We start from the raw sequence: 26,250 nt of genomic DNA, 5'->3' as shown, positions 1-26,250 counted from the left end.
TTTCATTTACAGGGCAATAAACCCACTAGCAAAACAAAAGCTCCTTGCGGAGCTCCCATCTACAAATATATGGCAACATGTTCATCTACAAAACAACCCGGCTGTAAGTTCCGCTTGTCCTTTTAGACAAAAGGAAGGCGGATAACAGCCAGGTTGGTTTTGAAAACATGTACGATAATTAGCGACGCAATCCGAGTTTCTCGATCAATGCGCTGTAACGTTTAACATCTTTGTTTTTCACGTAAGCCAAAAGCTTACGACGTTGACCTACCATTTTCAAAAGTCCACGACGTGAGTGGTGGTCTTTCTTATGCGTACGCAAGTGGTCTGTCAAACTTCTGATGTTTTCCGTAAGGATAGCAACTTGCACCTCTGGAGATCCTGTATCGGACTCGTGAGTTTTGTGCTCGCTGATCAGTTGTTGTTTACGTTCTTGAGTCAATGCCATCCTATTCACCTCCTTCATATAATCGCCATTAGCCTCGTAACCGCCGGTGAGAGCATGCAACCAAGCTAAGGTTGTCTGTTGTCTCAATCGACAACGTAGTACATTGTATCATAGTTCGTAGGCTAAAGTAAATCTTAACCTACATTTTGTTTCATTTTTTTAGGATAACAAACGAGCAGCCGTCAATGCATCCTCACGGATCTGGCTGATCAATGCATCAATTGAGGCAAATTTACGCTCTTCACGAATATAGTGAACAAGCTCTACCTTCAATTCTTGATCATACAACTGCCCTTCAAAATCAAGCAGATGCACTTCAAATGTAGGCTTCATCCCACTTTCGTGGAAAGTCGGCTTCACACCTAAATTCATAACCCCACGCAGCATCTGTTCTCCATATTGCACTCGAACTGCATATACACCTTTGGCTGGAATCACATAACGATCCAATAGTTCAAGGTTAGCCGTTGGGAAACCAATGGTACGACCACGCTTCTCCCCATGAATCACGGTTCCTCGGATACTGTAAGGTCGACCCAGCCACTGACTAGCTTCATCCATCTGCCCGCGTTTGAGCAGCCCTCGAATGAGCGAACTGCTTACCTTATCCCCGTTTAACAAGAAAGGAGGCACTGTCTCAACCGTCATGTCGTTACCACCCAACGACCGAAGCAGTTGTTCGTCGCCTGCTCCTTGATGTCCAAACCGGAAATCAAAACCGACAACAGCCGTACGCGTCTGAAGTGGCAACAACAGATCATGAGCGAATTGCTCTGGAGTCAATTTCGAGAATTCGTCGTTGAATTCAACAACATATAATATGTCTATGCCGAGCCCCGCCAAGATTTCTTCCTTGTCTCGCAATGGAGTCAAATATCCTTCATAATCGCCTTTTCGCATGACTTCCTTCGGATGAGGATGAAAGGTCATTACCGCCGCTTGCACACCAGTTTCACGGGCAATGCGGACAGCTGACAAAATGACGCTTGCATGTCCGAGATGCAGTCCGTCAAATTGACCAATAGCTAGCACTTGGGGCTGTGTATGCAGCTCATCAGAAGTCAATGTCTGCGGATATGTTAGCATTACGGTTTTCACAATCATTCACCTGCATTTCACTTGATAGACAGAGCTTATCATCTACACAGTCTAAACTCAAGATCCGTTATTCGGGCAAAAACACCTTGACTGCTCTGACTGTCGCTTTAAGTTCGTCTCGTTCAAAAATGCCCAGAAACGTCCGATCCTGGGTGTATAACCGCAGAAGGCCAGGTTGATCTACAGGTGGCTCTAACAGACGCGCAGACAACTTCTGACCCTGAAGAGCTCCCTTGGCTAGTTCATCATTAACCGTGTGTGACGGTATAAAGTCAATTGCTTCGTCTACTGGTATGAATGCTTCGGTTATTGTATTCTCTGCCATACGCTGCTCAACCTCTTCAATTGTCAAACAACGATCTGCGGGAATCCCTGCCGACATGGTGCGTTCGAGCTGCACCATCGTGGAAGGATAACCTAGCTCACGCCCAATATCCACACATAACGTTCGAATATACGTACCTTTAGAACACAATGCACGGAATGAGATATCCGTTGTGTCTCCATGAGTCTCCATCCCGGTGAATTCAAGCTCATAGATCGTCACTTCACGGCTTTTGCGCTCAACCGTTTTCCCTTCACGAGCAAGTTCATACAGACGTTTGCCATCCACTTTAAGGGCTGAATACATCGGTGGAACCTGAGAGATCGTACCCTGAAACTTCTCCAGCACAAGACGTACCTGCGCTTCCGTCACGTTGACAGCTTCTTCCGAACGCTCAATGACTTCACCTGTCATGTCCTCTGTATCTGTCGAGAGACCAAGACGTAGTGTAGCCACATATTCCTTAGGCAGTTCCTGCATATACTCAACCACCCGTGTAGCACGTCCAAGACAAAGCGGAAGAACACCCGTAACCTGTGGATCTAATGTTCCTGTATGTCCGATACGCTTCATTTTCAGAATACGCCGTAGTTTGGCAACGACATCATGCGACGTGTAACCTGCTGGTTTATATACCGCTAATATACCTTCCAACGGTTTTACCATTGTGCATTCACCTGCTTCAGCACTTTAGCTACGATGTCTTCTAGCGTACCTTCTAATCGGCAACCCGCAGCCAGTACATGGCCACCTCCGCCAAATGTCTGCGCAAGCGCAGCTACATCAACCTTACCTGCAGAGCGAAGCGATACTTTTACGGCTGAATCATTAATGACCTTGAAAAAGATCCCTACTTCCACACCTTGAATATTACGTGGGTAGTTCACAATGCCTTCAAGATCTTCATTAGCCGCACCACAAGTAATCATATCTTCGGGCGTGATAACAACCCAAGCAATCTTGCCATCATCCGTCATTTGTAGGCTGTTCAGCGCCTGATTCAAAATACGAACTTGAGGCAAAGTAACTTGCTCAAGTAAAGCCTGAGCGAGGTAAGGGCCGTCTACACCGTGTTCAAGCAGCTTGGAAGCTGTTGTCATTACGTTTGGACTCGTGTTGGCATAACGAAACCCACCTGTATCGGTTAACAAACCAGTGTAGATGGCTGTCGCTGCATCTTTATCCAACGTCACTGGAAACAGGTTCACAAAATCAAACAAAATCTCTGCTGTTGCTGCAGCATCTGGTTTTATTATGTTCACAGTTCCGTATGCGTTATTGGTGGGATGATGATCAATATTCAAAATGACTGCATCTTCTTCAAAATAATGACGAGTCAAGCCTACTCTTGCAAAATCAGCACAGTCTACACAAATGACTGCTTTAAATTTTCGCGTTGGTGGTTGTTCGGTCATGTTCACGATGTCTTCTGCTCCCCATAAAAAGCGCATACGCCCGGGAATTTCACCTTCATTAATCATCGTGAATGTTTTGCCCAGACATGACAGCAGCCAGCCCACCGTTACCGTCGAGCTGACTGCGTCACCGTCCGGCTGTACATGCGACACGACCAGGTAATCATCATGCTCCAGCAGAAATTGCTTTCCGCTTTGAAGCGCCTGTTCATAAGTGTGCATTGCCGTCTCCTCTATTCTGTTACTGGGATTCGTTCTTGTCTGAACCAATATCGCCAAGTAGCTTCTCAATCCGGCTACCATAAGCGATGGATTCGTCGATCTTGAATATCAACTCGGGAACGTGGCGGAACCGGATACGCTTGCCCAGCTCTGAACGCAAAAATCCATTTGCTTTTTCCAGAGCTTTGAGCGAGTTATCCTTCTGTTCCTGTTCACCGAAGACACTCAGATAAACTTTGGCTTGCGACAAGTCGCCAGTTACTTCAACTCCCGTTACGGTAATAAAACCGATCCGTGGATCTTTCAGTTCTGACTGGATGAGCACACTCAATTCTTTCTTGATCTGCTCGCCCACTCTACCTGTACGAATCTTAGCCATTGTTGTTCACCTCATGCTTCCTTGCTTATCGTTGTACAGTCTCCATTACGAAAGCTTCGATAACGTCGCCTTCTTTGAGATCGTTGTAGTTATCCAGGGTGATACCGCACTCGTAGCCTTGAGCTACTTCTTTAGCATCATCTTTGTAACGTTTCAGGGAATCCAGCTTACCTTCATAAAGGACAATGCCATCACGAATCAAGCGTGCTTCCGCAGAACGTGTAATTTTACCCGAAGTAACCATACAACCTGCAATGGTTCCGACTTTACTAATTTTGAATGTGCTACGAACTTCTGCGTGACCGATAACATTTTCTTTGTAGATCGGATCAAGCATACCTTTCATCGCTTGTTCAATCTCTTCGATTACGCTATAGATGACACGATGCAGACGAATGTCTACTTGTTCTTGATCTGCTGTGATTTTCGCTTGGTTGTCTGGACGAACGTTGAAACCAATCACGATGGCATTAGATGCAGCTGCCAAGATGATATCGGATTCTGTGATTGCACCAGCACCGCTGTGAATGATCTTCACGCGCACACCTTCAACCTCGATTTTAGCAAGGGAACCTTTCAATGCTTCAACCGAACCTTGCACGTCACCTTTAATGATTACGTTCAAGTCTTTGATTTCACCGTCTTTGATGTGTTGGAACAGATCATCCAGCGTTACACGAGTGTTTGTACCCAGATCGGATTCACGTTGCGTAATCGCACGTTTGTCGGCGATGGAACGAGCTTTACGCTCATCTTCAAACACCATAAACGGATCACCCGCACCTGGAACCTCAGTCAAACCTGTGATTTCAACAGGCGTTGATGGGCCTGCTTCTTTTAATCTGCGGCCTTTGTCATTGACCATCGCACGTACACGACCGAAGCAGTTACCTGCTACGAACGCATCTCCGACTTTCAATGTACCGTGCTGTACGAGGATACGTGCAACTGGGCCACGTCCTTTATCCAGCTCGGCTTCGATCACTGTACCACGGGCACGTTTGTCCGGGTTCGCTTTGTATTCATTCACCTCTGCAACGAGCAAGATCATCTCAAGCAGACCTTCCAAACCGATTCTTTGTTTCGCAGAAACGTTAACAAAGATCGTGTCTCCGCCCCATTCTTCTGGAACGAGTTCGTAGTTAGTCAACTCTTGCTTCACTTTATCCGCATCTGCACCTGGCTTATCGATTTTGTTAACAGCAACGATAATAGGTAGACCTGCCGCTTTGGCATGGTTGATTGCCTCAACTGTTTGTGGCATTACACCATCATCAGCTGCTACGACGATAATCGTAATATCCGTCACTTGAGCTCCACGTGCACGCATCGCTGTGAACGCTTCGTGACCCGGAGTATCGAGGAACGTAATTTTTTTGTTGTTAATTTCAACTTGATAAGCACCGATATGCTGTGTGATACCGCCAGCTTCGCCGCCCGTTACGTTGGTAGAACGAATCGCATCAAGCAATGTTGTTTTACCATGGTCAACGTGACCCATGATCGTTACAACTGGAGGACGGGATTGAAGATCTGCTGGATCATCATTCTCTTCTACCGTTTCGAAACGATCATCTTCAAGCACAATCTTCACTTCAACCTCAACGCCGAATTCGCCTGCAAGCAGAAGAATCGTGTCAATATCGAGTTCTTGGTTGATTGTAGCCATAACGCCCATGCCGATGAGTTTTTTGATAACTTCTGAAGCATCTTTGTGAAGCAGCTTCGCAGTTTCACCTACAGTCATGTCACCGCGAACGATGATTTTCTTAGGCGTGTTATCAATTTTCTCACGTTGTTGGTACTGTTGTTGATTTCTGTTGCGATTGTTTTTTCCGCCACGGTTACCACGGAAGTTACCGCCACGGTTGTCATCATAACGACGACCGCCGCCACCGCTATTTGAACGGTTACCGCTGTTATTGTTACTACCCGAATTGCCTTGTCCGCCTCTGCGTTGGCCTTGGCCTTGCCCTTGGCTTTGACCTTGGCCGCCAGTACGGTTGCCACCAGTGCCACCACTGTTTGGTCCACCACTTCTTGCTTGACCGCCACCGCTATTATTTGGACGTTGTTGTCCTGAACCTTGCGGACGGGATGAAGTACTGCTTTGTCCGCCTTGAGCTGGTCTTGGACGGTTATTCGATTGTCCTCCCTGGCTGGAGCCTTGGGAAGAATTGGTTCTGTTGCGGCTATCTTGGCCGCTAGGTCTTTGGGAGCCATTGTTATTGTTGGAATTTGGTCTGTTGTTCATACCTACCTGCTTTTCCTGTTGTATTTTTGTTAGTACGGGACTACCGGATGAATTACTGTTACTCGGCGTGTTCGCTCCGCCGGCCGGCTTGTTGTTGTCCACTGTTTTGTCGCTACCCACTGCGGAAGTAGCAACCTGTTTTGCTTCATTACTTTGTTTAGAGGCTGCAGTGGATTTTATATCTTTAAAAAATTGTTCCACCTTACCCACTGATCCATTCTCCATGACACTCATATGATTGTTTACGGGAATATCCAGCTTTTTAAGAATGGTTATAATTTCTTTACTACTCATATTTAGGGACTTCGCATATTCATAAACCCGCAATTTATCCTTGTTTTCCTGTTTACTCAATATACTCCACCTCCGACATTATACCGACTTGCTTGGAGATCATTTTTGCAAACCCACGGTCCGTTACTGCAAGGACAACCCGCGTTTCTTTACCGATACTTGAACCTAAACTATCACGGTCAAATCCGATTACTAGAGGAACTTTATATGTTCCGCATTTGTCGCGAAATTTCTTTTGTGTATTGGCCGAGGCGTCGCCCGCAACAATAACCATCTTAGCTTCGGAAGAACGGATTGCTTTGAGCACAATTTCTTCACCTGTAACAAGTTTGCCTGCACGCATGGAAAGTCCTAGATAAGACAACGTCTTATTACTCATCTTCTTCACGCTCCTGTGCAGCCTTGAATGCATCCTCTACCTTAATAAAGTCTGCAGCCAATTGCTCATAAATTTCCGGTGAAACCTTGCCTTTTAGCGCCCGATCCAAAGACCGGTTTTTAAGTGCAAGCTTAAAACAGGATTCCTTACCGCATAAATAAGCACCACGTCCGGATTTTTTGCCAGTTAAATCGATCAGCACTTCATCCTCTGGCGTCTTAACGATTCGGATTAGTTGCTTTTTAGGCATCATTTCCTGACACGCCACACATTTGCGCAGCGGTACTTTTTTGGTTTTCATACGTTAACGCCCCCCCGTGCTTTACTTTAGTCGACGGAGACGGAATCTTGATGCATTTCCGAAGAAGAATCTTTTTCTCTGCCGAATTCCTGTTCCGCCTGGCTCTCGCTCTTAATGTCGATTTTCCAGCCGGTCAGCTTGGCTGCCAATCGGGCATTTTGACCTTTGATCCCGATTGCGAGGGACAGTTGATAGTCCGGAACGATAACCCGAGCCATCTTTTCTTCCTCAAACACTTGAACTTCCAACACCTTGGAAGGACTCAGTGCATTAGCCACATATTCGTCCACCTGATCGGAGTAACGAACAATGTCAATTTTTTCACCGCGCAGCTCACCCACAATGGTCTGCACGCGCATCCCTTTAGGGCCTACGCATGATCCAACTGGATCTACTTCCTCATTACGGGAATGAACAGCGATTTTGGAGCGGAAGCCCGCTTCACGCGCAACGGATCTAATCTCAACCACACCGTCGAAAATTTCAGGAACTTCCAGTTCAAAGAGGCGTTTCAACAAGCCCGGGTGTGTACGGGACAAAATGATTTGCGGCCCTTTGGTCGTATTCTCGACCTTGGTGATGTAAGCTTTAATACGATCACCATGAACAAATTTCTCGTTTGGCATCAATTCGGTCAGCGGTAAAGCCGCTTCGATTTTGCCCAGATCGATGTAGATATTGCGCAAATCCTGACGCTGCACTACTCCCGTCACGATATCCTCTTCCTTATCAACGAAAGCGTTGTAGATCAGGCCACGTTCGGCTTCACGAATCCGCTGGGTCACTACCTGTTTGGCAGTTTGTGCGGCGATACGGCCAAAATCGCGTGGCGTTACTTCGATCTCCGCAATATCTTCCAGCTGGAAGTGTGGGTTGATTTCTCGTGCAGCAGGCAATGAAATTTCGGTACGTGAATCCAGAACTTCCTCCACGATCAGTTTGCGAGCATATACCCGGATAACCCCAGTATTGCGGTTCATATCAACACGCACGTTCTGAGCGGTGTTGAAATTCCGCTTGTAGCTGGAGATCAGGGCTGCCTCGATCGCTTCAAACAGCACATCCTTACTGATCCCTTTTTCACGCTCCAACTCATTCATTGCTTCAATAAAATCCATACTCATGAATGTTGATCCCCCTTTCAAACATGGCATCTCATACGTAAAACGGCGAAAGGCTCTGAACTCCTGAGCACCTTGCCGTTATCGTGAGATGTGTCTTTTTCATTAATAAAGTGAACAAGGCACTTAAAACAAAATAGCTAGGCGCGCACTGGCAACCTTTTCATAAGAAACGGCATGCTGTTTCTTGCCTGCTTCGATGACAAGCTCCCCGTTATCAAAGGAAAGCAATTTACCTTCGAATTCCTTCATTCCATTCACCGGCTCGTAGGTTGTCACAAAGACATTTTTGCCTACGGCTTTGGCAACATCCGCCGCTTTTTTCAGTGGACGTTCCGCACCGGGAGAAGACACTTCAAGGAAATAGACGGTTGGAATCGGATCGTTCTCATCCAGCTTGGCGCTCAGCTTTTCGCTGATCAAGACGCAATCGTCGATGTCGATGCCACCTTCTTTGTCGACATACACCCGTAAAAACCAGTTGCTGCCTTCTTTGACGTATTCGATGTCAACCAGCTCGAAGCCTTGTTCATTCAAGTAGGGTTGGATCATTTCTTCCACGGTATCTTTAATGTTCGTTGTGCTCAAAACCGATAACCTCCAACTTAGGTTACACCAGCATCATCGCTGGCAGATGATTAAATACCCAAGATTCTTGTATACCAAAGACTAAAGAGTGGGTTTCCCCACTCTTCAGAAATTCGTACTATCTCGTTCACTTCAAAAATTATAACATAGTCTGGTAATAGTGACAAGTAAGCGATCTTTAAGGCAAATTACACACTAATGAAGAAAAAATTACGAGTTGACCTTAACCATGGTTGCCCCAGTAAAGACTACATTAGAAAAGAGAGAGTTGATTGCTCTCAGGAAGCCCCCGGAAACAACCCATACTGGACAACAGTTCGACAATCGTTTTAGATGCCTTAGACTTCTGCTGGAAGTCCTCAATCGACAGGAACTCACCATGATCTCTGGCACCTGCGATATTACGCGCAGCATTATCACCAATTCCTGCCAAAGCGGAGAACGGAGGAATCAATGAGGTTCCATCAACAATGAACTTCGTTGCTTCTGAGCGATAGAGGTCGATCGGCTTCAACGAGAATCCACGAGCTGTCATCTCGAGCGCCATCTCAAGAATTGGCAGCATGTTTTTTTCTTTTGGTGGTGCTTGGAATCCTAATTGCTCAATTTCTACGATCTTCTTATAGATTGCTTCATACCCCTGACATACCAGTCCAATGTCAAACTCATCTGCGCGTACTGTAAAGTATGTCGCATAATACTCTATGGGGTGGTAAAGCTTGAAGAACGCGGTACGAACTGCGGAAATAACATAAGCAGCCGCGTGAGCTTTAGGAAACATGTACTGGATCTTGAGACAAGAATCAATGTACCATTGCGGCACTTTACAATTTTTCATCTCATCAATCCATTCCTGCGGCAAACCTCTACCCTTACGCACACTTTCCGTAATTTTAAAGGCCAAGCTTGCATCCATGCCAGCCTTATAAATGAGGAACAACATGATATCATCTCGACATCCAATTACGGTTTTGATATTACATGTTCCGTTTTTGATGAGATCCTGTGCGTTACCTAACCATACTCCCGTTCCATGAGACAGACCAGAAATCTGCAGCAAATCGGCAAATGAAGTCGGCTGAGATTCAATTAACATCTGACGCACAAATTTCGTTCCCATCTCCGGTACTCCAAATGTGGCAACAGGGGAACGAATCTGTTCAGGTGATACGCCAAGAGCTTCTGTAGAGTTGAACATACTCATGACTTTCGGATCATTCATCGGAATTGTTGTTGGATCGATTCCTGTCAAATCCTGCAACATCCGCATCATTGTCGGATCATCGTGACCTAAGATATCAAGCTTCAACAAATTTTCTTCGAAAGCATGATAGTCAAAGTGTGTCGTTTTCCACTCTGCGGTAACATCATCTGCTGGGTACTGTACTGGAGTCACATCTTCAACTTCAATGTAATCTGGTACTACGACAATCCCCCCGGGGTGCTGTCCAGTGCTCCGTTTTACGCCCGTACATCCTGAAGCTAAGCGATTCAGCTCTGCTCCGCGCCATTTCTTATGATGCTCTTCCTCGTATTTCTTGGCAAATCCAAATGCAGTCTTCTCAGCTACGGTACCGATGGTTCCAGCACGGAATACACTTTTCTCACTAAATAGTACCTTGGTATAGTTATGTGCATGCGGCTGGTAATCCCCTGAGAAGTTCAAGTCGATATCGGGAACCTTATCTCCTTTAAATCCAAGGAAGGTCTCAAACGGAATATCTTGCCCTTCACCTTTCAGCGTGTTTCCGCAATCCGGACACTCCTTCTCAGGAAGGTCAAACCCGCTTCGAACACTCCCGTCAAGGAACCACTCACTGTGTTTACATTCCGAATTTATACAGATGTAATGCGCAGGCAATGGATTAACCTCAGAGATGCCGAGGAACGTAGCAACAACCGATGAACCAACCGAGCCCCGGGAACCTACGAGATAACCATCCTGGTTCGACTTTTTAACCAACCGTTCCGATATGAGATAGTTGGCAGAGAAACCGTATTTAATAATCGGGATCAGTTCTTTTTCCAATCGTGCGATAATGACCTCTGGTAGATCTTCTCCATAGATTGACTTCGCCGTATTATAGCAGGTGTTACGAATTTCTTCGTCCGCACCTTCCAGAATTGGTGTGAACAGCTTGTCCGGAAACAGCTTGATTTCTTCAAAACGGTCAGCAAGTTCAACCGTATTGGTCACAACAACCTCGTAGGCTTTATCTTGACCTAGGAACTTGAACTCTTCCAGCATTTCATCCGTTGTTCTCAAATGGGCATCTGGCTTGCGCTGATCTTTCAACGGGCTAAATCCCGTAATGCCGTGAATCGTAATATCACGATATAGCTTGTCACGTGGCTCCAAGTAGTGAACATTGCCTGTGGCAATAACAGGTTTCTCCTGCTTCGCACCGATATTAATGACTTTCTGTATCGCTGTTTTGATCTCTTCTGGGGTCGCAACTAGCCCTTTATCAACGAGGTGCATGTACATCGTCAGAGGTTGAATCTCCAGAATGTCATAAAACTCTGCAATCTCCTCAGCTTCTTCAAGCGATTTGTTAAGCACTGCTTCGAAGAACTCACCTTTTTCACAGCCAGACAAGATAATCAGACCTTCGCGTAAATTGACTAGTTTGGATTTAGGAATGCAGGGCACCCGTTTAAAATGCTCTGTATGAGAGAGAGAAACCAATTTATAGAGATTTTTCTTACCAATATCATTCAGTGCATATATTCCACAATGGAACGGACGTGTATTCGATAGATCCACACCAACATAATCATTCAGTCGATCAAGCATCGTTAGCCCTTTTAACTGAGCGGCATCATTCACCAACCCATTAAGAATACCTGCGAGCGCAATTGTATCATCAATTGCTCGGTGATGGCTTTCAAGAGCCACTTTATATTTATCTGCGAGTGTATTAAGACGGTGGTTTTTCATTTTTGGATACAACAATCTTGCGAGTTCCAGCGTATCAAGCACTGGATTCGTTAACTCAGGCATACCCAGTTGTTTTAACGAAGCCTGGATAAAGCCCATATCAAAACGTGCGTTATGAGCGACCAGAATGCCATCTCCTGCAAATTTCACAAAGTCTTGGATGACAGGTTCGAGTTCCGGAGCGTCTTTCACCATCTCATCATTGATGTTGGTCAACTGCTGGATGTTATATGGAATTCGTTCATGCGGATTCACAAACGTAGCAAACCGATCAATCTCCTTGCCATCTTCCACCTTCACTGCTGCAATCTCAATTATTTTGTTCTGAGTTACAGAGAGACCGGTGGTCTCAATATCAAAAACGATATACGTTGAGGCCCTGAGATCCAATGGCTGAGGATTCAAAACGACGGCCACAGAATCATTCACTACATTGGCTTCTAGTCCATAGATCATTTTAATCCCGTTTTTCTTAGCTGCTTTTGCTGCCTCCGGGTATACCTGAACACCACCATGATCACTCACAGCAATGGCTTTATGTCCCCACTCTGCTGCGGTTTTCACATACTTATCAATGGAGGTCACAGCATCCATCGTACTCATGGTAGAGTGCAAATGGAATTCCACCCGTTTCTCGGCAGCTTTATCCTTGCGGGATGGCGGTGCCTTTACTTCAACCAAGTCTGAAGGAATCATTGCAAGTTCAGGGATCTGCATGAAACGGTCATATTCAACACGACCACGTACTTTCACCCATTTCCCATTCGCCAACAAACTTAGAATTCGCACATCTTCTTTTGTTTTCGCAAACATTTTCATTTGCATGGAATCCGTAAAGTCTGTCAGATAGAAGGTGAACAACGTATTACCATTACGCAATTCCTTGCGATCCAGACCAAAAATCGTCCCTTGCAAGGTGACCTTCTTCTCTTCATCCTGAATTTCCTGCATCGGAACAGCGGGTTCTTTGATGTCATATCCCATCTGCAGACGGACATCCCCTTGCTCTTCTTCTTCAGGCATTTCAGGTTCTACCTCACTCATCATCTTCTCAATGACCTGACGCTCTTCTTCCTGTTTTTTAAGCTGGAACTGTTCTAATGCTTCTTTGTTGCTCTCCATCTGACCTACTTGCATTTTGACTTTCAGCGGTGTATGGAAATACTTCTCATAAAAACGGGTAATCGCTTGATCAATTTGCTTCTTCTTCGCAAGCTCCATCGATGTTGCATCACTCATGGTCAATTGCAATAAGTCCGCTTCACATTCAAATTTGGTACGGCTCATCCAGCCATTAACCGATGGAATTTCACGAGCAACCCATTCAAGGAACAAATTCCAGTACTCACTCACTATATCTGTAGACAAAACGGAATCACTATATTTAAAGCCAAACGAAATTTTGGCAATATGGTTCATTTTCTCCTGAATATGCAGGCAGAATGTACGATAGATCGGAGCAGGCACCAAGGTATCCTTGGCAATCAAAATAGTCCAGTCTCGATTACTACGGCTTGTTTCCACCTGTTCAATCCAACCATCCATAAAATAAGGCTCCACCAGCCCTGCCGGAAGATCCGTCTGTTTCATCAATAATTCAAATCTTTTTCTCTTCTCCTCGAATCCACTCATAATGTTCCTCCTCGTTGCCCCTCAAAGCATGAAAAGCCTCTGTAATCAAAAATGTCCCCGATCCGAACGGCACCGACTCATTTTATCCGACAGAAGCTTTTCATTCCTACCTTAACCAGCAAACAACCTTTTGCTAGATTGAAATTATGTTTTCATAATTTCAATGCCAATATGACGAAGCCCGTGTTACTTAGTAGGCTCTTGCAAATACGACGGTATGTTGTGCTTTTTCTCCACAAGCCAGGCACGTATGTTTTTCTTCTGCAGGCTGGAACGGGATGTTCCGGCTTGTAGCGCCCGTTACTTCTCTTACTTTATCTTCGCACGCTTCTGAGCCGCACCATCCTGCTAGCGTGAAACCACGTTTATTCTCCATTAGCTCTTTCATCTCATCCAATGTATCTACCGAATAGAAGTTGTCCGACATAAATGTACGTGCACGCGCCAACATATCGGCTTGAACTTGTGCCAGCATCGTTTGAATTTCTTCAACCAGGTTAGCCTGCTCAACAACTTTCTTCTCACCTGTAATGCGAGATACAAGAACACAAACGCCGTTTTCCATATCGCGTGGCCCGATCTCAAGACGAATTGGAACACCACGCATCTCATACTCGTTGAACTTCCATCCAGGGCGTACATCGCTACGGTCATCCATTTTGACACGAACCCCAGCTTGTTTCAATTCAGCAAATAATTCATCCGCACGGCCTACAACAGCATCACGTGTTTTTGGCGGTCCAATCGGAATCATAACCACTTGCGTAGGCGCTACTTTAGGCGGCAGCACTAAACCACGATCATCACCATGTACCATAATCAACGCACCAATGAGACGAGTACTTGTTCCCCATGAAGTCGTATGAGCAAGCTCCAACTCATTGTTACGGCTAAGATATTGAATTTCAAAAGCTTTTGCAAAGTTTGTTCCCATATAGTGAGATGTACCAGCTTGCACCGCACGGCCATCTTTCATCATCGCTTCAATCGAGAAGGTATCTACCGCACCGGCAAACTTCTCCGATTTTGTTTTCTGTCCTGTAATGACCGGAATCGCAAGGTATTCTTCAACTACTTCACGATAAATTTCAAGCATTTTCATCGTTTCCTCGCGTGCTTCTTCTTCCGTCTCATGTGCAGTATGTCCTTCTTGCCACAAGAACTCACTTGTCCGAAGGAATGGCAACGTCCTTTTCTCCCAACGCACAACGTTAGCCCACTGATTGATCAGAACTGGTAAGTCACGATAAGACTGAATCCACTTGGAGTACATATGACCGATAATCGTTTCAGATGTAGGGCGGATTGCAAGACGCTCTTCCAGCTTCTCTCCTCCAGCTTCGGTAACCCAAGGTAGTTCAGGGTTAAAACCTTCTACGTGCTCTTTCTCTTTTTGGAAAAAGCTCTCTGGGATAAACATTGGGAAGTATGCATTCCGGTGACCCGTTTCACGGAAACGGCGATCCATCTCGTCTTTGATATGTTCCCAAATCTCGAATCCGTCAGGTTTAAAAACAATACACCCACGAACTGGAGAATAATCCATCAAATCTGCTTTTTTGATTACATCAATGTACCAACGAGAGAAATCTTCACTTTGTGGTGTAATTTCAGTTACAAACTGTTTTTCATTTTCCTTTGACATAAGACTCCAGCGTCCTCCCATTACGACTACCTCCGATTTATCAGAAGATAGTCAAACCATATTATCCGTTAATTAAACGTAGTATATCATTATATGTTACAGCAAGCATCAGTACAAACAACATCGCAAACCCAATAAAGTGAACCATGCCTTCACGATTCGGGTCAACCGGTCTGCCCCGCAGTGCCTCAATTCCTAAAAACACAAGACGGCTGCCATCCAACGCCGGAATCGGTAACAGGTTAAAGATCCCTAGGTTAATACTGATCATTGCACTCCAGTATAATAAACGATCAATCCCCGATTTAGCGATTTCACCCGTTAACTCAATGGTTCTGACTGGGCCACCAATATCATCAAGCGCGAAGTTTTGTACGAGCTGTTGAAGGCCTTTGAAAATTAATTTGGATGTTTCAATGGTATATTTGCCAGATAGCGTGAAGGTTTCCACAAAACCAGCTTGTCTTGTAGGAAATCCTAAGGAGATCCCTACTTTACCACCTTCCTGGCCAGGCAATGATGTCGGAGTAACCGAAACGTCAAGTTCCTTCCCATCACGAATCACTGTCCAGTTCATAGCCTGATCCTTCGACTCAGAGATGGAAGCAATGACCTGTTGTTGGTCAACTCCAACTGGCGTACCATTAATACTCTTAATGATATCTCCCTCTTTAAATCCAGCCTTCTCCGCAGGCGTATTTGCTGAAACATCAGCTATTTTTATGTAGGAGGGATTCTCGACAGGAACACCACTTACTTGAACAAATATTGCAAACAACACAAATGCTAGAATAAAGTTCATCATCGGGCCGGCAAAAATAGCCAAGGCTCGCTGTCCAACGGTTTTACTGCTAAACCAACGATCTTTAGGCGCGATTTGCATGCTAGCATTTTTGTTCACAATAACAGCCTGAGGATGCACATCATAGGTCATGCGCTCTCCGTCAACATCAAGTTCAATTTTAAGGGCTGTTTCCAGGTCTATTTGCAAAACTTCACCTTTGATTACATTCTTGTACTTTTCAAGATTGCTCGTGAAGATTTTCTCAACCTTATCGTCCTTAATTCTAACACATATCGTTTGTCCTACATCAATCCCCGTAGTATCCGGATCTTCACCAGCCATTCTTGCATATCCACCAAAAGGAAGCAGACGGAACGTGAATTGAGTCTCACCCTTCTTATATGAAAACATTTTAGGACCAAATCCAATTGCAAATTCACGAACCAAAATGCCAGCACGCTTCGCAAAATAATAGTGGCCCCATTCATGAATAGCTACAATAACAAAGAACATCATGAATATATAGAACGCGATTTTAAGAGTCTCCAACAAACACTACACCTCCTTAACTTATTATGCATGCTCTAGAATAACATTATTCTTAATTAAATACCAAGAAGTTTTTTAAGTCCCAGTAAACGCACCAAGTACTGGAATCTCCAATGAAAGAACAGAAGGAATATCAGGATTATGTAGTCGCAGTAACCCATATCCTATGCCTGCTACCCCCGTCATCAGCCCTAATTGGAAGTCTTTCGCCGAAATACTATTATACTTCATGCATATTTCAACGCCAAGTTCTTGTAGTAAACATACGTTTAGAGTACGACCTTTAGAATGAGATTCGCCAGCAGCATTTGATAATTACCGCTAGCACAGGAGACTTGAATAAATTGTACTCCACAAATGCTCTGTTTTTAATAATACAACATAATGATCATGATAGCGATTTTCAGAGGTATGGCCTTTAGAGTTAGTAGGATGGTTGACATAAAAAGGTCACCCCTTAGATCAGCCATCGATCTTAAAAGTGACCTTTTCGCTTACTATTTCATTTTAGCTAAACTATCGCAGTCTATTATGCAATACATCCTACCGTTTTACATGAAAGGACAGACTCGCAAAAAAGAAGTGTGCATCCAAATCAGCGTTTAGAATCGCAGCTCGTTGGCTACCTTACGAGAGATTTCATCAGCATTCATTATCTCTTCTAAACTCGGATTTTGAATGTTGATATGTTTTTCCAGGATCTTCTCAATCGTATACTCTATTTGTAAAAAAGAGATGTCGCCTTTTAAAAATCTCGCTACAGCAATTTCATTTGCCGCATTGAACGCAGTTGGTGCAGTTCCTCCCATTTTGCCAGACTCATATGCCATTCTTAAACAAGGGAAGCGCTCCATATCCATCTCACGGAAATTCAGCTTGCCCACTTGAGCTAATGATAGGCGTGTAGCCTGTGACGGTAGGCGATCTGGATAAGTTAAAGCGTACTGAATAGGTACACGCATATCTGGATTACCTAACTGAGCAATAATACTCGTATCCTCAAACTCAACAAATGAGTGAATAATGCTCTCGGGGTGGAGCAATACATTAATTTGATCGTATGGAAGTCCAAATAACCAATGTGCCTCAATAACTTCAAGTCCTTTATTCACCATTGTTGCTGAATCGATCGTAATTTTGGAACCCATAGACCAGTTTGGATGTTTTAGCGCATCCTCTACAGAGACCTCTTTCAGTTGTTCGCGCGTTAAATCGCGGAAAGACCCTCCGGAAGCAGTAAGTGTAATTCCCAGCAATTGCTCACGTTTTTCTCCATTCAAACATTGGAAAATTGCAGAGTGTTCACTATCTACAGGCAGGAGCGAAACTCCCTTTGCCGCTGCTTTGGAGGTAACGATATGCCCTGCTGTAACTAAGGTCTCTTTGTTCGCTAATCCGATCTGTTTCCCAGCTTCAATGGCAGCTAGTGTCGATTCTAGCCCCAGACTTCCCACTACAGCTGTCACAACCGTATCCGCCTCTGTTCCTGCAGCAATTTCGACTAATCCTTCTTTACCGTGAAAAACCTGCGTTCCTGTAGGAATTAAGGGTGCAATATAGTCTGCCAGTTCTTTGGAGCCAACAGAAACTTTCTTCGGCTTGTAACGCTTCGTTTGCTCAATAAGCAACTCCACATTCCCACCTGCAGCAAGTCCTTCCACTTGAAATAACTCAGGATGCATATCTACTACATCAAGGGTCTGTGTTCCAATTGAGCCCGTTGACCCAAGGATCGCAATTTTTTTCATGCTGCACCTCATCTTCATTTATCCAATGCAGTTGTAATGAATGATCACTCATTACAACTGTCTTGTTTGCACAATTAATAGGGAAGTAGCATCAGTATATGTATGAACGGAAAAACGACGATCCAGCTGTCGCACCGATCCAAAATGCCACCATGTCCCGGAAGTAAAGTACCGGAATCCTTGATATTATAAACCCGCTTGTATGCAGATTGAATGAGATCTCCCATTTGACCTACCACAGCACAGGCGACTCCAATCAATATAGCTCTCGGCCAAGAGAGCAAACCGTCGGATACCCCTGCAAAAACGACCGCGGTTATAACCGCAATGATGATACCACCTAATGCACCTTCCACTGTTTTGTTAGGACTAATTGAAGGCCATAATTTGTTTTTGCCCATCATTTTGCCGACGAAATAGGCGCCTGCATCACTTGCCCAAATTGAGCCTAGCAATAGGAAAGTCCAGAATAATCCATGTTGAAGATGTCTTGATTCAGCAATGTAATAAAAGCCAATACCGATGTACAACACCCCAAGAAAGAGCATAGCAACGGTATTAACCGGAATTTTATTTTTGGTTATCACCGATGCTGTCATTAATAGCAACATCACAAGCCAGCCGATCTGAAACAGAGTCAGCGGTCTGGCTTCCCATACCATTTCCCAAGGAAATACAAGCGAAAAAACGCCTACGTATCCAATTAGAGCTACACCCGAAAAAGGCTGTACTCCTGTCATTTTCACAAACTCATAATAACCGATGAGAGCCATCACTAATACCAAGCCATGATACCAAGGTCCGCCTAGCAAGCAAAAACCCAAAAACAAAACACCTGCTATTATTCCTGTCGTTAATCGCTGTTTCAACGGCTTCATCCTCCATCTATTTCAAACCGCCGTAACGCCTTGTTCTGCGCTGATATTCGGCTACTGCTTCAATCAAATGCTGCTTGCCAAATTCGGGCCAGTATATATCCGTAAACCATAGTTCACTATAAGCAAGTTGCCAGAGCATGAAATTGCTGAGTCTCAGCTCACCGCTTGTTCGAATCAACAGATCCGGGTCAGGCATATCACTCGTTAACATGTGTCTGTCGATGAGCTCTGGTGTAATATCCTCTGCAGACAGTTCCCCCGACTGAACCTGTAGAGCTATTTTTTTAACACAGTCTGTCATTTCTCTGCGGCTTCCATAATTCATTGCAAAGTTTAGTACCAGACCCGTGTTGTGTTCTGTAAGACGTATGGCTTCACGCAAAGCGTTAATGGTATGAGAAGGTAAATGTTCCTCCTGACCCATCATCCGAATCTGCACGTTCTTTTCGATAAGCTCATCCAGCTCAATCGCCAAAAACTCTTGCGGAAGTCGCATCAGAAAATCCACTTCTTCTTTTGGACGCGTCCAGTTTTCTGTCGAAAAAGCATACATCGTCAGATATTTGATGCCCAGTTCATCCGCCGCGATGGTCGCACGTTTGACTGCCTTCATCCCATTCTGATGTCCAGCTATGCGCGGAAGGCCGAGACGTTTGGCCCATCGTCCATTTCCGTCCATAATAATAGCTACATGCTGCGGGATATTATCCTCGGATATAGTCAGCGTTTCCTGCTTTTCAGCCCCATTCCACCACGACCGAACCCGTTTGATCATTCCTGTTCCTCCAAAATCCCTGAAGTTTCTTCACCTGCAGCTTAAAAAAGAGACAAAACCCCACCGGATCGGAGGGGCTGCGCTTGTCTTACACTTCCATGATTTCTTTTTCTTTGGCAGCGAGTACCTTATCGACTTCAGCGATGAATTTATCTGTCGATTTTTGGATATCGTCTTGATGTCTCCGGGACTCGTCCTCAGAAATATCTGACTTCTCCATTTTTTTGATATCATCGTTAGCATCACGGCGAATGTTACGAATCGCCACTTTGCCCTCTTCACCAAACTTTTTAGTCAGCTTTACAAGCTCCGCTCTGCGCTCTTCCGTAAGTGGTGGAATAGACAGACGAATCATGGTGCCGTCGTTTGCTGGTGTAAGACCAAGATCCGATTTCATGATCGCACGCTCGATATCACTCATGGATGACTTATCCCATGGTTGGATCATCAGTGTGCGTGTATCCGGCGTACTGATATTAGCAAGCTGATTAAGTGGTGTCATTGCACCATAATACTCTACCTGAACCCGATCCAGAAGAGCTGGAGTAGCACGCCCTGCACGCAAAGTGGCAAGATCACGTCGTAACGCTTGAATTGCTTTTTCCATACGTTCTTCGGCATGTTTTTTAACCGCTTGTGGCATTAATCTACACTCCCTTTAACGATTGTTCCGATGCGTTCACCTAGAACAACACGCTTGATGTTACCTTGTTCAGTAATAGCAAAGACGATCAACGGAATGTTGTTATCCTTACACAGTGAGGATGCCGTCGAATCCATTACACCAAGGTCTTTGTTGAGGATATCCATATAAGTCAACTGATCAAATTTAACAGCTGTGCTGTCCTTAAATGGATCGGCTGAATAAACACCATCCACTTTATTCTTAGCCATCAAGATGACTTCTGCTTCGATCTCCGCTGCGCGAAGTGCTGCTGTTGTATCTGTGGAGAAGAACGGGTTGCCTGTACCTGATGCAAAAATAACGACCCGACCTTTCTCAAGATGACGAATAGCTCTACGACGAATGTAAGGCTCTGCAATTTGTTGCATAGCAATAGATGTTTGTACCCGTGTAGGGACTTCAATCTGTTCCAATGCGTCTTGCAGTGCCAGCGAGTTCATTACTGTCGCCAGCATGCCCATGTAATCTGCAGTTGCTCGATCGATGCCATTTTCGCTACCCGCAATGCCGCGCCAGATGTTTCCGCCGCCACACACAATAGCAACCTGCACACCTAGTTCAACAACTTCTTTTACTTGTTGCGCAATGGACGAGATCGTCTCTGCATCAATACCATAGCCATTTTGACCGGAAAGAGACTCTCCGCTGACTTTTAAGACAACACGTTTAAATACTGGCTGTTCCAATTGTTCACCCTCCACTTTAAATTGAACACCCTGCGGCATCCAACCAACAAAACTTCTCGCGCACGGCCTCCTGCTTAAAAAGAAAGGAACACAGTAGTGTTCCGCTCTTTTAGGAAAAACGTTCAACCGGTAAGGCACTGTTTTCCTGAGATATAAGGGAGTTTGCGCTTCGAAGTTTCATCATTCTTATATCTTCGAAAATCCATCCTAATTGCCGGTTTGAAAAACCGTCTTATTTGTTTACTTGGGACATTACTTCTTCTACGAAGTTATCAACTTTTTTCTCAAGACCTTCACCCAGTTCGTAACGAACGAAACGACGGATGGAGATATTTTCACCAATTTGGCTGATTTTTTCATTCAGCAATTGGGAAATTGTTTTGTCTGGATCTTTAACAAAAGTTTGTTCCATCAGGCAGTATTCTTCGTAGTATTTACCGATACGGCCTTCAACCATTTTTTCAATGATTTTTTCTGGTTTACCTTCATTAAGAGCTTGAGCTTTCAAGATTTCTTTTTCTTTTTCCAGCTCATCTGTAGGAACTTCTTCGCGAGTAACATATTTAGGATTAGCTGCAGCGATTTGCATAGCTACGTCTCTAACAAAATCCTTAAATTGATCTGTTTTACCAACGAAGTCAGTTTCGCAGTTAACTTCAACCAAGACACCGATACGTCCGCCAGCGTGGATGTAAGATTCTACAGCGCCTTCAGTAGCTGCACGACCTGCTTTGCTTGCTGCTGCAGAAAGACCTTTTTCACGCAACAATTCAGCCGCTTTCGTTACATCACCGTTTGCTTCTTCCAGTGCTTTTTTACAATCGAGCATACCAGCGCCCGTTCTTTCGCGAAGTTCTTTTACTGCACTCGCATTAACTGCCATTATAAATTCCCTCCAAATTAAGTATTGTACGTACACTCTAAAAAAAGGGCAGTGAGAGGTTATCCACCTACCAACCACCCTTTTCATTTAATTCATGAATTATGTTCGAAACTATTAAGCGGAAGTTTCTTCGCCTTGGTTAGCTTCGATAACAGCGTCAGCCATTTTACCTGTCAGCAATTTAACAGCGCGGATCGCGTCGTCATTACCCGGGATAACATAATCGATCTCGTCTGGATCGCAGTTAGTATCAACGATACCAACGATTGGGATACCCAATTTGCGAGCTTCAGCAACAGCGATACGCTCTTTGCGTGGATCGATGATGAACAGGGCGCTTGGCAGGCCTTTCATATTTTTAATACCGCCCAAGAATTTCTCAAGACGATCTTTTTCTTTGCGAAGCAAGATAACTTCTTTTTTAGGCAATACACCGAAAGTACCGTCTTCTTCCCAAGCTTCCAACTGTTTCAAACGATCAATACGTTTTTGAATAGTTGAGAAGTTAGTCAGGGTACCACCCAACCAACGTTGGTTAATGTAGAACTGACCAGCGCGTTCAGCTTCTTCTTTAACGGAATCTTGAGCTTGTTTCTTAGTACCAACGAAAAGAATAGTACCATTCTCGCCTGCGATTCCTTTAACGAAGTTGTAAGCCTCTTCGACTTTTTTCACTGTCTTTTGCAAGTCAATGATATAAATTCCGTTTCTTTCAGTGAAGATATAACGATCCATTTTTGGGTTCCAACGACGTGTTTGGTGACCGAAGTGTACCCCAGCTTCGAGAAGCTGCTTCATGGAGATTACTGCCATCTTCACACACCTCCTAGTATGGTTTTTATTGTGTCCTCCGCCGGCATCATTTTTCGCCAAGACTCTCCAGCAAGGAAAGCACCCTTAACGAAATTAGCACATGCGTGTGTTTTAACACCGTTATCTAATATAGCACAAACGCCTAATCGTTGCAACTATTTTTCAAACAAAATACGATATTTTCAGCATATTATTCTGAACTATACCAAGCCTGGATGCAAACAGACATAGGAACAATGAATCTCAGTCAAATTATAAAGAACCGTCCTGCCTGAAGCTCTCAGCGTGACGGTTCTTTGGTAATTTTGGCGATAATGGATTTAAAGCTTTCGCCTTTTTCCAGCGCATATGTGCCTACTTGTATTTTGGTGTTGATTCGTTCTGCACGGCCTGCCCGGATGAACGCTTCCGCATCGTCCACAATGCCCGATTTCTCCAAATTCTCTGCTACCATAGCCAGACTATTTCCTGAACGGACTTTGAACGATACGGTAGCACCTTTAGGCGTAACTGGAGTTGAGGGGTCCGTTGATTTGGGCTGATTAACTTGTGTCTCTTTGTCAGAAGATGTAGGCTTTTCAGGGTTCGTAGGTGTACTTGGTGTCACTGCTGTCTCCGTATCCTTAGGAGGTTCTGCTGTAGTTCCTTGTAGCTCACTGCTCTCCTGCTTTTTCTTCTGCACCCATTCTGTTTCGGTAAGTAACTCTTCATCCAGATCCACGAGTCTCATGTCCAAATTCTTCGCAGCCTCTTCCAATTGTTCTTTCGTTAGATCTGTAACGACTTGATCAGTAACCAAAGCGCTATCTGATAAGGCATTCTGTCCTACTGTAGCCAGCTGCAGCAGAATAGCTCCAACGATCATGCCACTTCCAAGTCCGATCCATAAGGAGCGCTTGTCCATCCTTTAGCTCTCCTCCCGTTCTGCGAGTTGAAGTATTAATTGAACTTCCCCACGCTGTATACCTGTTTGCTTCGTAATTGCGTCAATTGACTTACCCTCTGCATATAAACTAAAGAGTTCTGCATATCGATCTTTGATCGACTCGCCAACAGTTGGCGTTACTTCGTCAGACGGCTGGTTTTCCACTTCAGCAACTGACTCAGCTGCCTCCATTTTTACGCTCTCTAATAGCCCTTGAGCCTGAAGTCCATTAGTACTGTTTATGGTAGACAGATGGGCAACTGAATTGGGTTCAACCGCCTTGCTCTGCTCTAATAGCTCAAGACGTTTTTGCATCTCTTCCAGTTGCAACTGCATACGCTGATCGGCAGCTGTAGCCTCCCCCTTCATTTCAGCAACACGCTGAATGAGGGCGTCATTATCGCTTTCCATCTCAGTCATATAGTGTTCAAGCGTGGATTCCATCTCCTGCACCAGTTGATTCCCGTGCTCCTGTGACTTATCTTTCTTAGGCATAATCAATGCATATGCAATCGCACAGGCACCTAATATGACAATAATAATCCATGGTGACAAATTCGGTTCTCTCCTTTTGATGCAGCAGTCGATGCGCAAGACTTCTTCCATGCAAGTTTCTATTCAAACTTTATTTCTTTTAAGAGTAATCTTATGAAACTCTCTCTTCTAAACTACGTTTATAAGGAAAAATCAATATGTTTTCCTTTGTATGGGTGTTCAGCCGGTTTAATGTTCTCTTGAGCCTCAGAGGATTCTGCTGCCGGTGAGCCATTTTTCTGCTCAGCATCATTACTATGATCATCACGTAATGCAGCATTAGCTGTTTCATCCATCGCTTCACTTCGATGTCTGGCCGCCTCAGCTTCCTTGGCTGTTTGCTCTGCGAGTAAGCTCTGGTCAATGACCGGCCGCTGCTGAGTTTCATTTTGATAACGACCGGCCTCACTCGTTCTTGGTACGGCAATCTGCAACTCAACCGCTTTGAAACTCATACGCTCACCTCACGGTTTCGAATGGATTCTTGATCTGCTTGAATGCTGTACTTACACGTAAGGAACCATCGAAATATCACCATCATGATAATAAAATGAAATTCTACTCACCGGATCTTTAATAAATTTGGTGTATCTGCCGATAACTATTTTAGAGCCACCATAAATCATCTTGAGAATATCTACACGAGCCCTACTCGTATCCTCAAGTGCCTTTTCGATTTCAAAGATTCGTGTCTTTGTTTCATCATTAAGACGCATGGCTGATTTCTGTGTGGCTGTCAGTTTAATTCGCATGGACATTTTATCAGGACTTAATTGTCCTGCTGCTGCCAGCTGATCCAATAGAGTCAGAGCTTTTTTGGTTTTATCCAATGAATCCATCTGTTCTCGAATGACTTTACGAAGATCGTTCAATTCATTACGCAGTCTAGGCAGAACACCAACTTCAATGGAAGTTACGGTAGACATACCATTACCCACAATACGTGCTGATACTTTTTCACCAGCTTGAATAGAACCACCAACAATAAGTCCTTTTGTCCCAGCACAGATTACTTCTCTGCCTGCACGAATATTAGAATGCATAATACTTTGTGAAACGAGGACGTCTTCACCAGCATCAACATTGCCTTCTTGAATAAAGCTACATTTAACGTTATGTTCAGCATGTACAAGCCCTTTGTTATATCCGATAATTCCACCCGTGATTTCAACCGAACCGCCTGCTTCTAACTCAGCGCCTTCGACACCACCAACAACTCGGATATCACCTGCGGCTTTTACTTTAAAGCCTGTCAGAACATTCCCGCGTATAACTACTGTACCGACAAAATCAATGTTTCCGACGTTATAATCCACATCACCATTGATCTCATATACAGGAAATACATTTAGTTTATTGCCTTCTGTTTTGGTAACCAACCCATCCAGTGCGGCATACATTGCGGTTCCATCTGGGTTAACAACTACATTTTTCCCGACTTTAAAACGTGCTTCCTTACCTGGGCGAAAAGGGATTTCAACATCCGTTACTGCCCTACCTACTATGCCATCCATAGGAGGAATTCGTTCTGCAATAATCTGACCTGCTCGAACATTATTAAGGCGTGTCACTTCTTTGTAATCCACCGTACCATCTTCCGATTCCTGTGGTCGACGCTCATTGGAATCATCCATGCCTACGAGTACCTTGATGTATCCATCTTCTCCTGCTACAGCAGCAATGCCCTCGGCAATCTTACACTGACTATTGAGATAGGTTTCAGGATGACTTGCGAATGAAAGCAAGGCATCTCGTAAAATACCATACTTGATCCCTTTACTATCAATATATTGCTCGAGTTCATCTAAAGTGCAGGTAAAGCCCTCTTCCATTTTGGAAATTTCAAGGTAGGCCATGCTTTTATCTTCCGATAAAATAATGCTCAAGCATTGTTCCAAAGCAATCCGCTGTGTCAATGCAGTTCTTCCTCCTTTTAGACTTTCCACTC

General features: G+C 44.5%; 25 protein-coding genes. All 25 read right to left on the bottom strand.

Features of this window, described 5'->3' with window-relative positions:
* Positions 1 to 178: 178 nt before the first annotated feature.
* Positions 179 to 448, bottom strand: coding sequence for a 30S ribosomal protein S15 (gene rpsO / locus M3636_RS24190; protein WP_128101434.1), 270 nt, complete (start codon positions 446 to 448; stop codon positions 179 to 181).
* A 159-nt stretch (positions 449 to 607) separates the two neighbouring features.
* Complete coding sequence (locus M3636_RS24185; protein ID WP_128101433.1) at positions 608 to 1,546, bottom strand: bifunctional riboflavin kinase/FAD synthetase; 939 nt, start codon at positions 1,544 to 1,546, stop codon at positions 608 to 610.
* Between the two features lie 67 nt (positions 1,547 to 1,613).
* Positions 1,614 to 2,537: a tRNA pseudouridine(55) synthase TruB gene (gene truB / locus M3636_RS24180; protein ID WP_128101432.1), complete on the bottom strand. Its 924-nt coding sequence runs from the start codon at positions 2,535 to 2,537 to the stop codon at positions 1,614 to 1,616.
* Positions 2,531 to 3,508, bottom strand: a complete 978-nt coding sequence (locus tag M3636_RS24175; protein WP_251384272.1) for a DHH family phosphoesterase — start codon at positions 3,506 to 3,508, stop codon at positions 2,531 to 2,533. The genes truB and M3636_RS24175 overlap by 7 nt, the downstream gene beginning before the upstream one ends.
* 19 nt (positions 3,509 to 3,527) lie before the next feature.
* Positions 3,528 to 3,887 (bottom strand): 30S ribosome-binding factor RbfA, encoded by a 360-nt coding sequence (gene rbfA / locus M3636_RS24170; protein ID WP_056700664.1) that lies wholly within the window; start codon positions 3,885 to 3,887, stop codon positions 3,528 to 3,530.
* A 25-nt stretch (positions 3,888 to 3,912) separates the two neighbouring features.
* Entirely contained in the window at positions 3,913 to 6,495 is a 2,583-nt protein-coding gene (infB, locus tag M3636_RS24165) for a translation initiation factor IF-2 (protein WP_128101430.1), read from the bottom strand.
* Positions 6,488 to 6,814 (bottom strand): L7Ae/L30e/S12e/Gadd45 family ribosomal protein, encoded by a 327-nt coding sequence (locus M3636_RS24160; protein ID WP_174715283.1) that lies wholly within the window; start codon positions 6,812 to 6,814, stop codon positions 6,488 to 6,490. The genes infB and M3636_RS24160 overlap by 8 nt, the downstream gene beginning before the upstream one ends.
* Positions 6,807 to 7,115, bottom strand: a complete 309-nt coding sequence (gene rnpM / locus M3636_RS24155) for an RNase P modulator RnpM (RefSeq protein WP_128101428.1) — start codon at positions 7,113 to 7,115, stop codon at positions 6,807 to 6,809. The genes M3636_RS24160 and rnpM overlap by 8 nt, the downstream gene beginning before the upstream one ends.
* A gap of 26 nt (positions 7,116 to 7,141) precedes the next feature.
* The gene (gene nusA, locus M3636_RS24150) at positions 7,142 to 8,239 is read right to left on the bottom strand and encodes a transcription termination factor NusA (RefSeq protein ID WP_128101427.1); all 1,098 of its coding nucleotides are present in this window, start codon (positions 8,237 to 8,239) and stop codon (positions 7,142 to 7,144) included.
* Positions 8,240 to 8,362: 123 nt separating this feature from the next.
* Entirely contained in the window at positions 8,363 to 8,824 is a 462-nt protein-coding gene (rimP, locus tag M3636_RS24145) for a ribosome maturation factor RimP (protein WP_128101426.1), read from the bottom strand.
* A 253-nt stretch (positions 8,825 to 9,077) separates the two neighbouring features.
* Complete coding sequence (locus tag M3636_RS24140; protein WP_251384271.1) at positions 9,078 to 13,397, bottom strand: PolC-type DNA polymerase III; 4,320 nt, start codon at positions 13,395 to 13,397, stop codon at positions 9,078 to 9,080.
* Positions 13,398 to 13,587: 190 nt separating this feature from the next.
* Positions 13,588 to 15,042 carry a proline--tRNA ligase gene (proS, locus tag M3636_RS24135; RefSeq protein WP_128101425.1) on the bottom strand — a complete coding sequence of 485 codons (1,455 nt, stop codon included), beginning with the start codon at positions 15,040 to 15,042 and terminating at the stop codon, positions 13,588 to 13,590.
* Positions 15,043 to 15,103: 61 nt separating this feature from the next.
* Entirely contained in the window at positions 15,104 to 16,375 is a 1,272-nt protein-coding gene (gene rseP / locus M3636_RS24130; RefSeq protein WP_145408855.1) for an RIP metalloprotease RseP, read from the bottom strand.
* Between the two features lie 75 nt (positions 16,376 to 16,450).
* A complete protein-coding gene (locus M3636_RS24125) occupies positions 16,451 to 16,606 on the bottom strand; it encodes a lanthionine synthetase LanC family protein (RefSeq protein WP_251384270.1) in 156 nt (51 codons plus the stop codon).
* A 371-nt stretch (positions 16,607 to 16,977) separates the two neighbouring features.
* On the bottom strand, positions 16,978 to 18,123 hold the full coding sequence (locus M3636_RS24120; RefSeq protein WP_251384269.1) for a 1-deoxy-D-xylulose-5-phosphate reductoisomerase: 1,146 nt from the start codon (positions 18,121 to 18,123) through the stop codon (positions 16,978 to 16,980).
* Between the two features lie 74 nt (positions 18,124 to 18,197).
* Complete coding sequence (locus M3636_RS24115; protein ID WP_128101423.1) at positions 18,198 to 18,992, bottom strand: phosphatidate cytidylyltransferase; 795 nt, start codon at positions 18,990 to 18,992, stop codon at positions 18,198 to 18,200.
* A gap of 16 nt (positions 18,993 to 19,008) precedes the next feature.
* Complete coding sequence (locus M3636_RS24110; protein ID WP_128101422.1) at positions 19,009 to 19,776, bottom strand: undecaprenyl pyrophosphate synthase; 768 nt, start codon at positions 19,774 to 19,776, stop codon at positions 19,009 to 19,011.
* 88 nt (positions 19,777 to 19,864) lie between these two features.
* The gene (frr, locus tag M3636_RS24105) at positions 19,865 to 20,419 is read right to left on the bottom strand and encodes a ribosome recycling factor (RefSeq protein ID WP_128101421.1); all 555 of its coding nucleotides are present in this window, start codon (positions 20,417 to 20,419) and stop codon (positions 19,865 to 19,867) included.
* On the bottom strand, positions 20,419 to 21,147 hold the full coding sequence (pyrH, locus tag M3636_RS24100) for a UMP kinase (protein ID WP_056701161.1): 729 nt from the start codon (positions 21,145 to 21,147) through the stop codon (positions 20,419 to 20,421). The genes frr and pyrH overlap by 1 nt, the downstream gene beginning before the upstream one ends.
* Positions 21,148 to 21,379: 232 nt before the next feature.
* Positions 21,380 to 22,030 (bottom strand): translation elongation factor Ts, encoded by a 651-nt coding sequence (gene tsf, locus M3636_RS24095; protein ID WP_056700641.1) that lies wholly within the window; start codon positions 22,028 to 22,030, stop codon positions 21,380 to 21,382.
* Between the two features lie 114 nt (positions 22,031 to 22,144).
* Positions 22,145 to 22,843 carry a 30S ribosomal protein S2 gene (gene rpsB, locus M3636_RS24090; RefSeq protein WP_128101420.1) on the bottom strand — a complete coding sequence of 233 codons (699 nt, stop codon included), beginning with the start codon at positions 22,841 to 22,843 and terminating at the stop codon, positions 22,145 to 22,147.
* Positions 22,844 to 23,123: 280 nt separating this feature from the next.
* Positions 23,124 to 23,747, bottom strand: coding sequence for an endolytic transglycosylase MltG (locus tag M3636_RS24085; RefSeq protein WP_251384268.1), 624 nt, complete (start codon positions 23,745 to 23,747; stop codon positions 23,124 to 23,126).
* A gap of 3 nt (positions 23,748 to 23,750) precedes the next feature.
* Positions 23,751 to 24,323 carry a hypothetical protein gene (locus M3636_RS24080; RefSeq protein ID WP_251384267.1) on the bottom strand — a complete coding sequence of 191 codons (573 nt, stop codon included), beginning with the start codon at positions 24,321 to 24,323 and terminating at the stop codon, positions 23,751 to 23,753.
* A 119-nt stretch (positions 24,324 to 24,442) separates the two neighbouring features.
* On the bottom strand, positions 24,443 to 24,757 hold the full coding sequence (locus M3636_RS24075) for a hypothetical protein (protein WP_251384266.1): 315 nt from the start codon (positions 24,755 to 24,757) through the stop codon (positions 24,443 to 24,445).
* A 51-nt stretch (positions 24,758 to 24,808) separates the two neighbouring features.
* Positions 24,809 to 26,218: a flagellar assembly protein A gene (locus M3636_RS24070; protein WP_251384265.1), complete on the bottom strand. Its 1,410-nt coding sequence runs from the start codon at positions 26,216 to 26,218 to the stop codon at positions 24,809 to 24,811.
* Positions 26,219 to 26,250: the final 32 nt, after the last annotated feature.

The sequence above is a fragment of the Paenibacillus sp. MER 99-2 genome (genome assembly GCF_023714095.1).
In the GTDB taxonomy this organism is placed as follows: domain Bacteria; phylum Bacillota; class Bacilli; order Paenibacillales; family Paenibacillaceae; genus Paenibacillus.
Note: the sequence above shows the minus strand (reverse complement) of the source record. Positions and strands in the feature narration are given on the sequence as shown.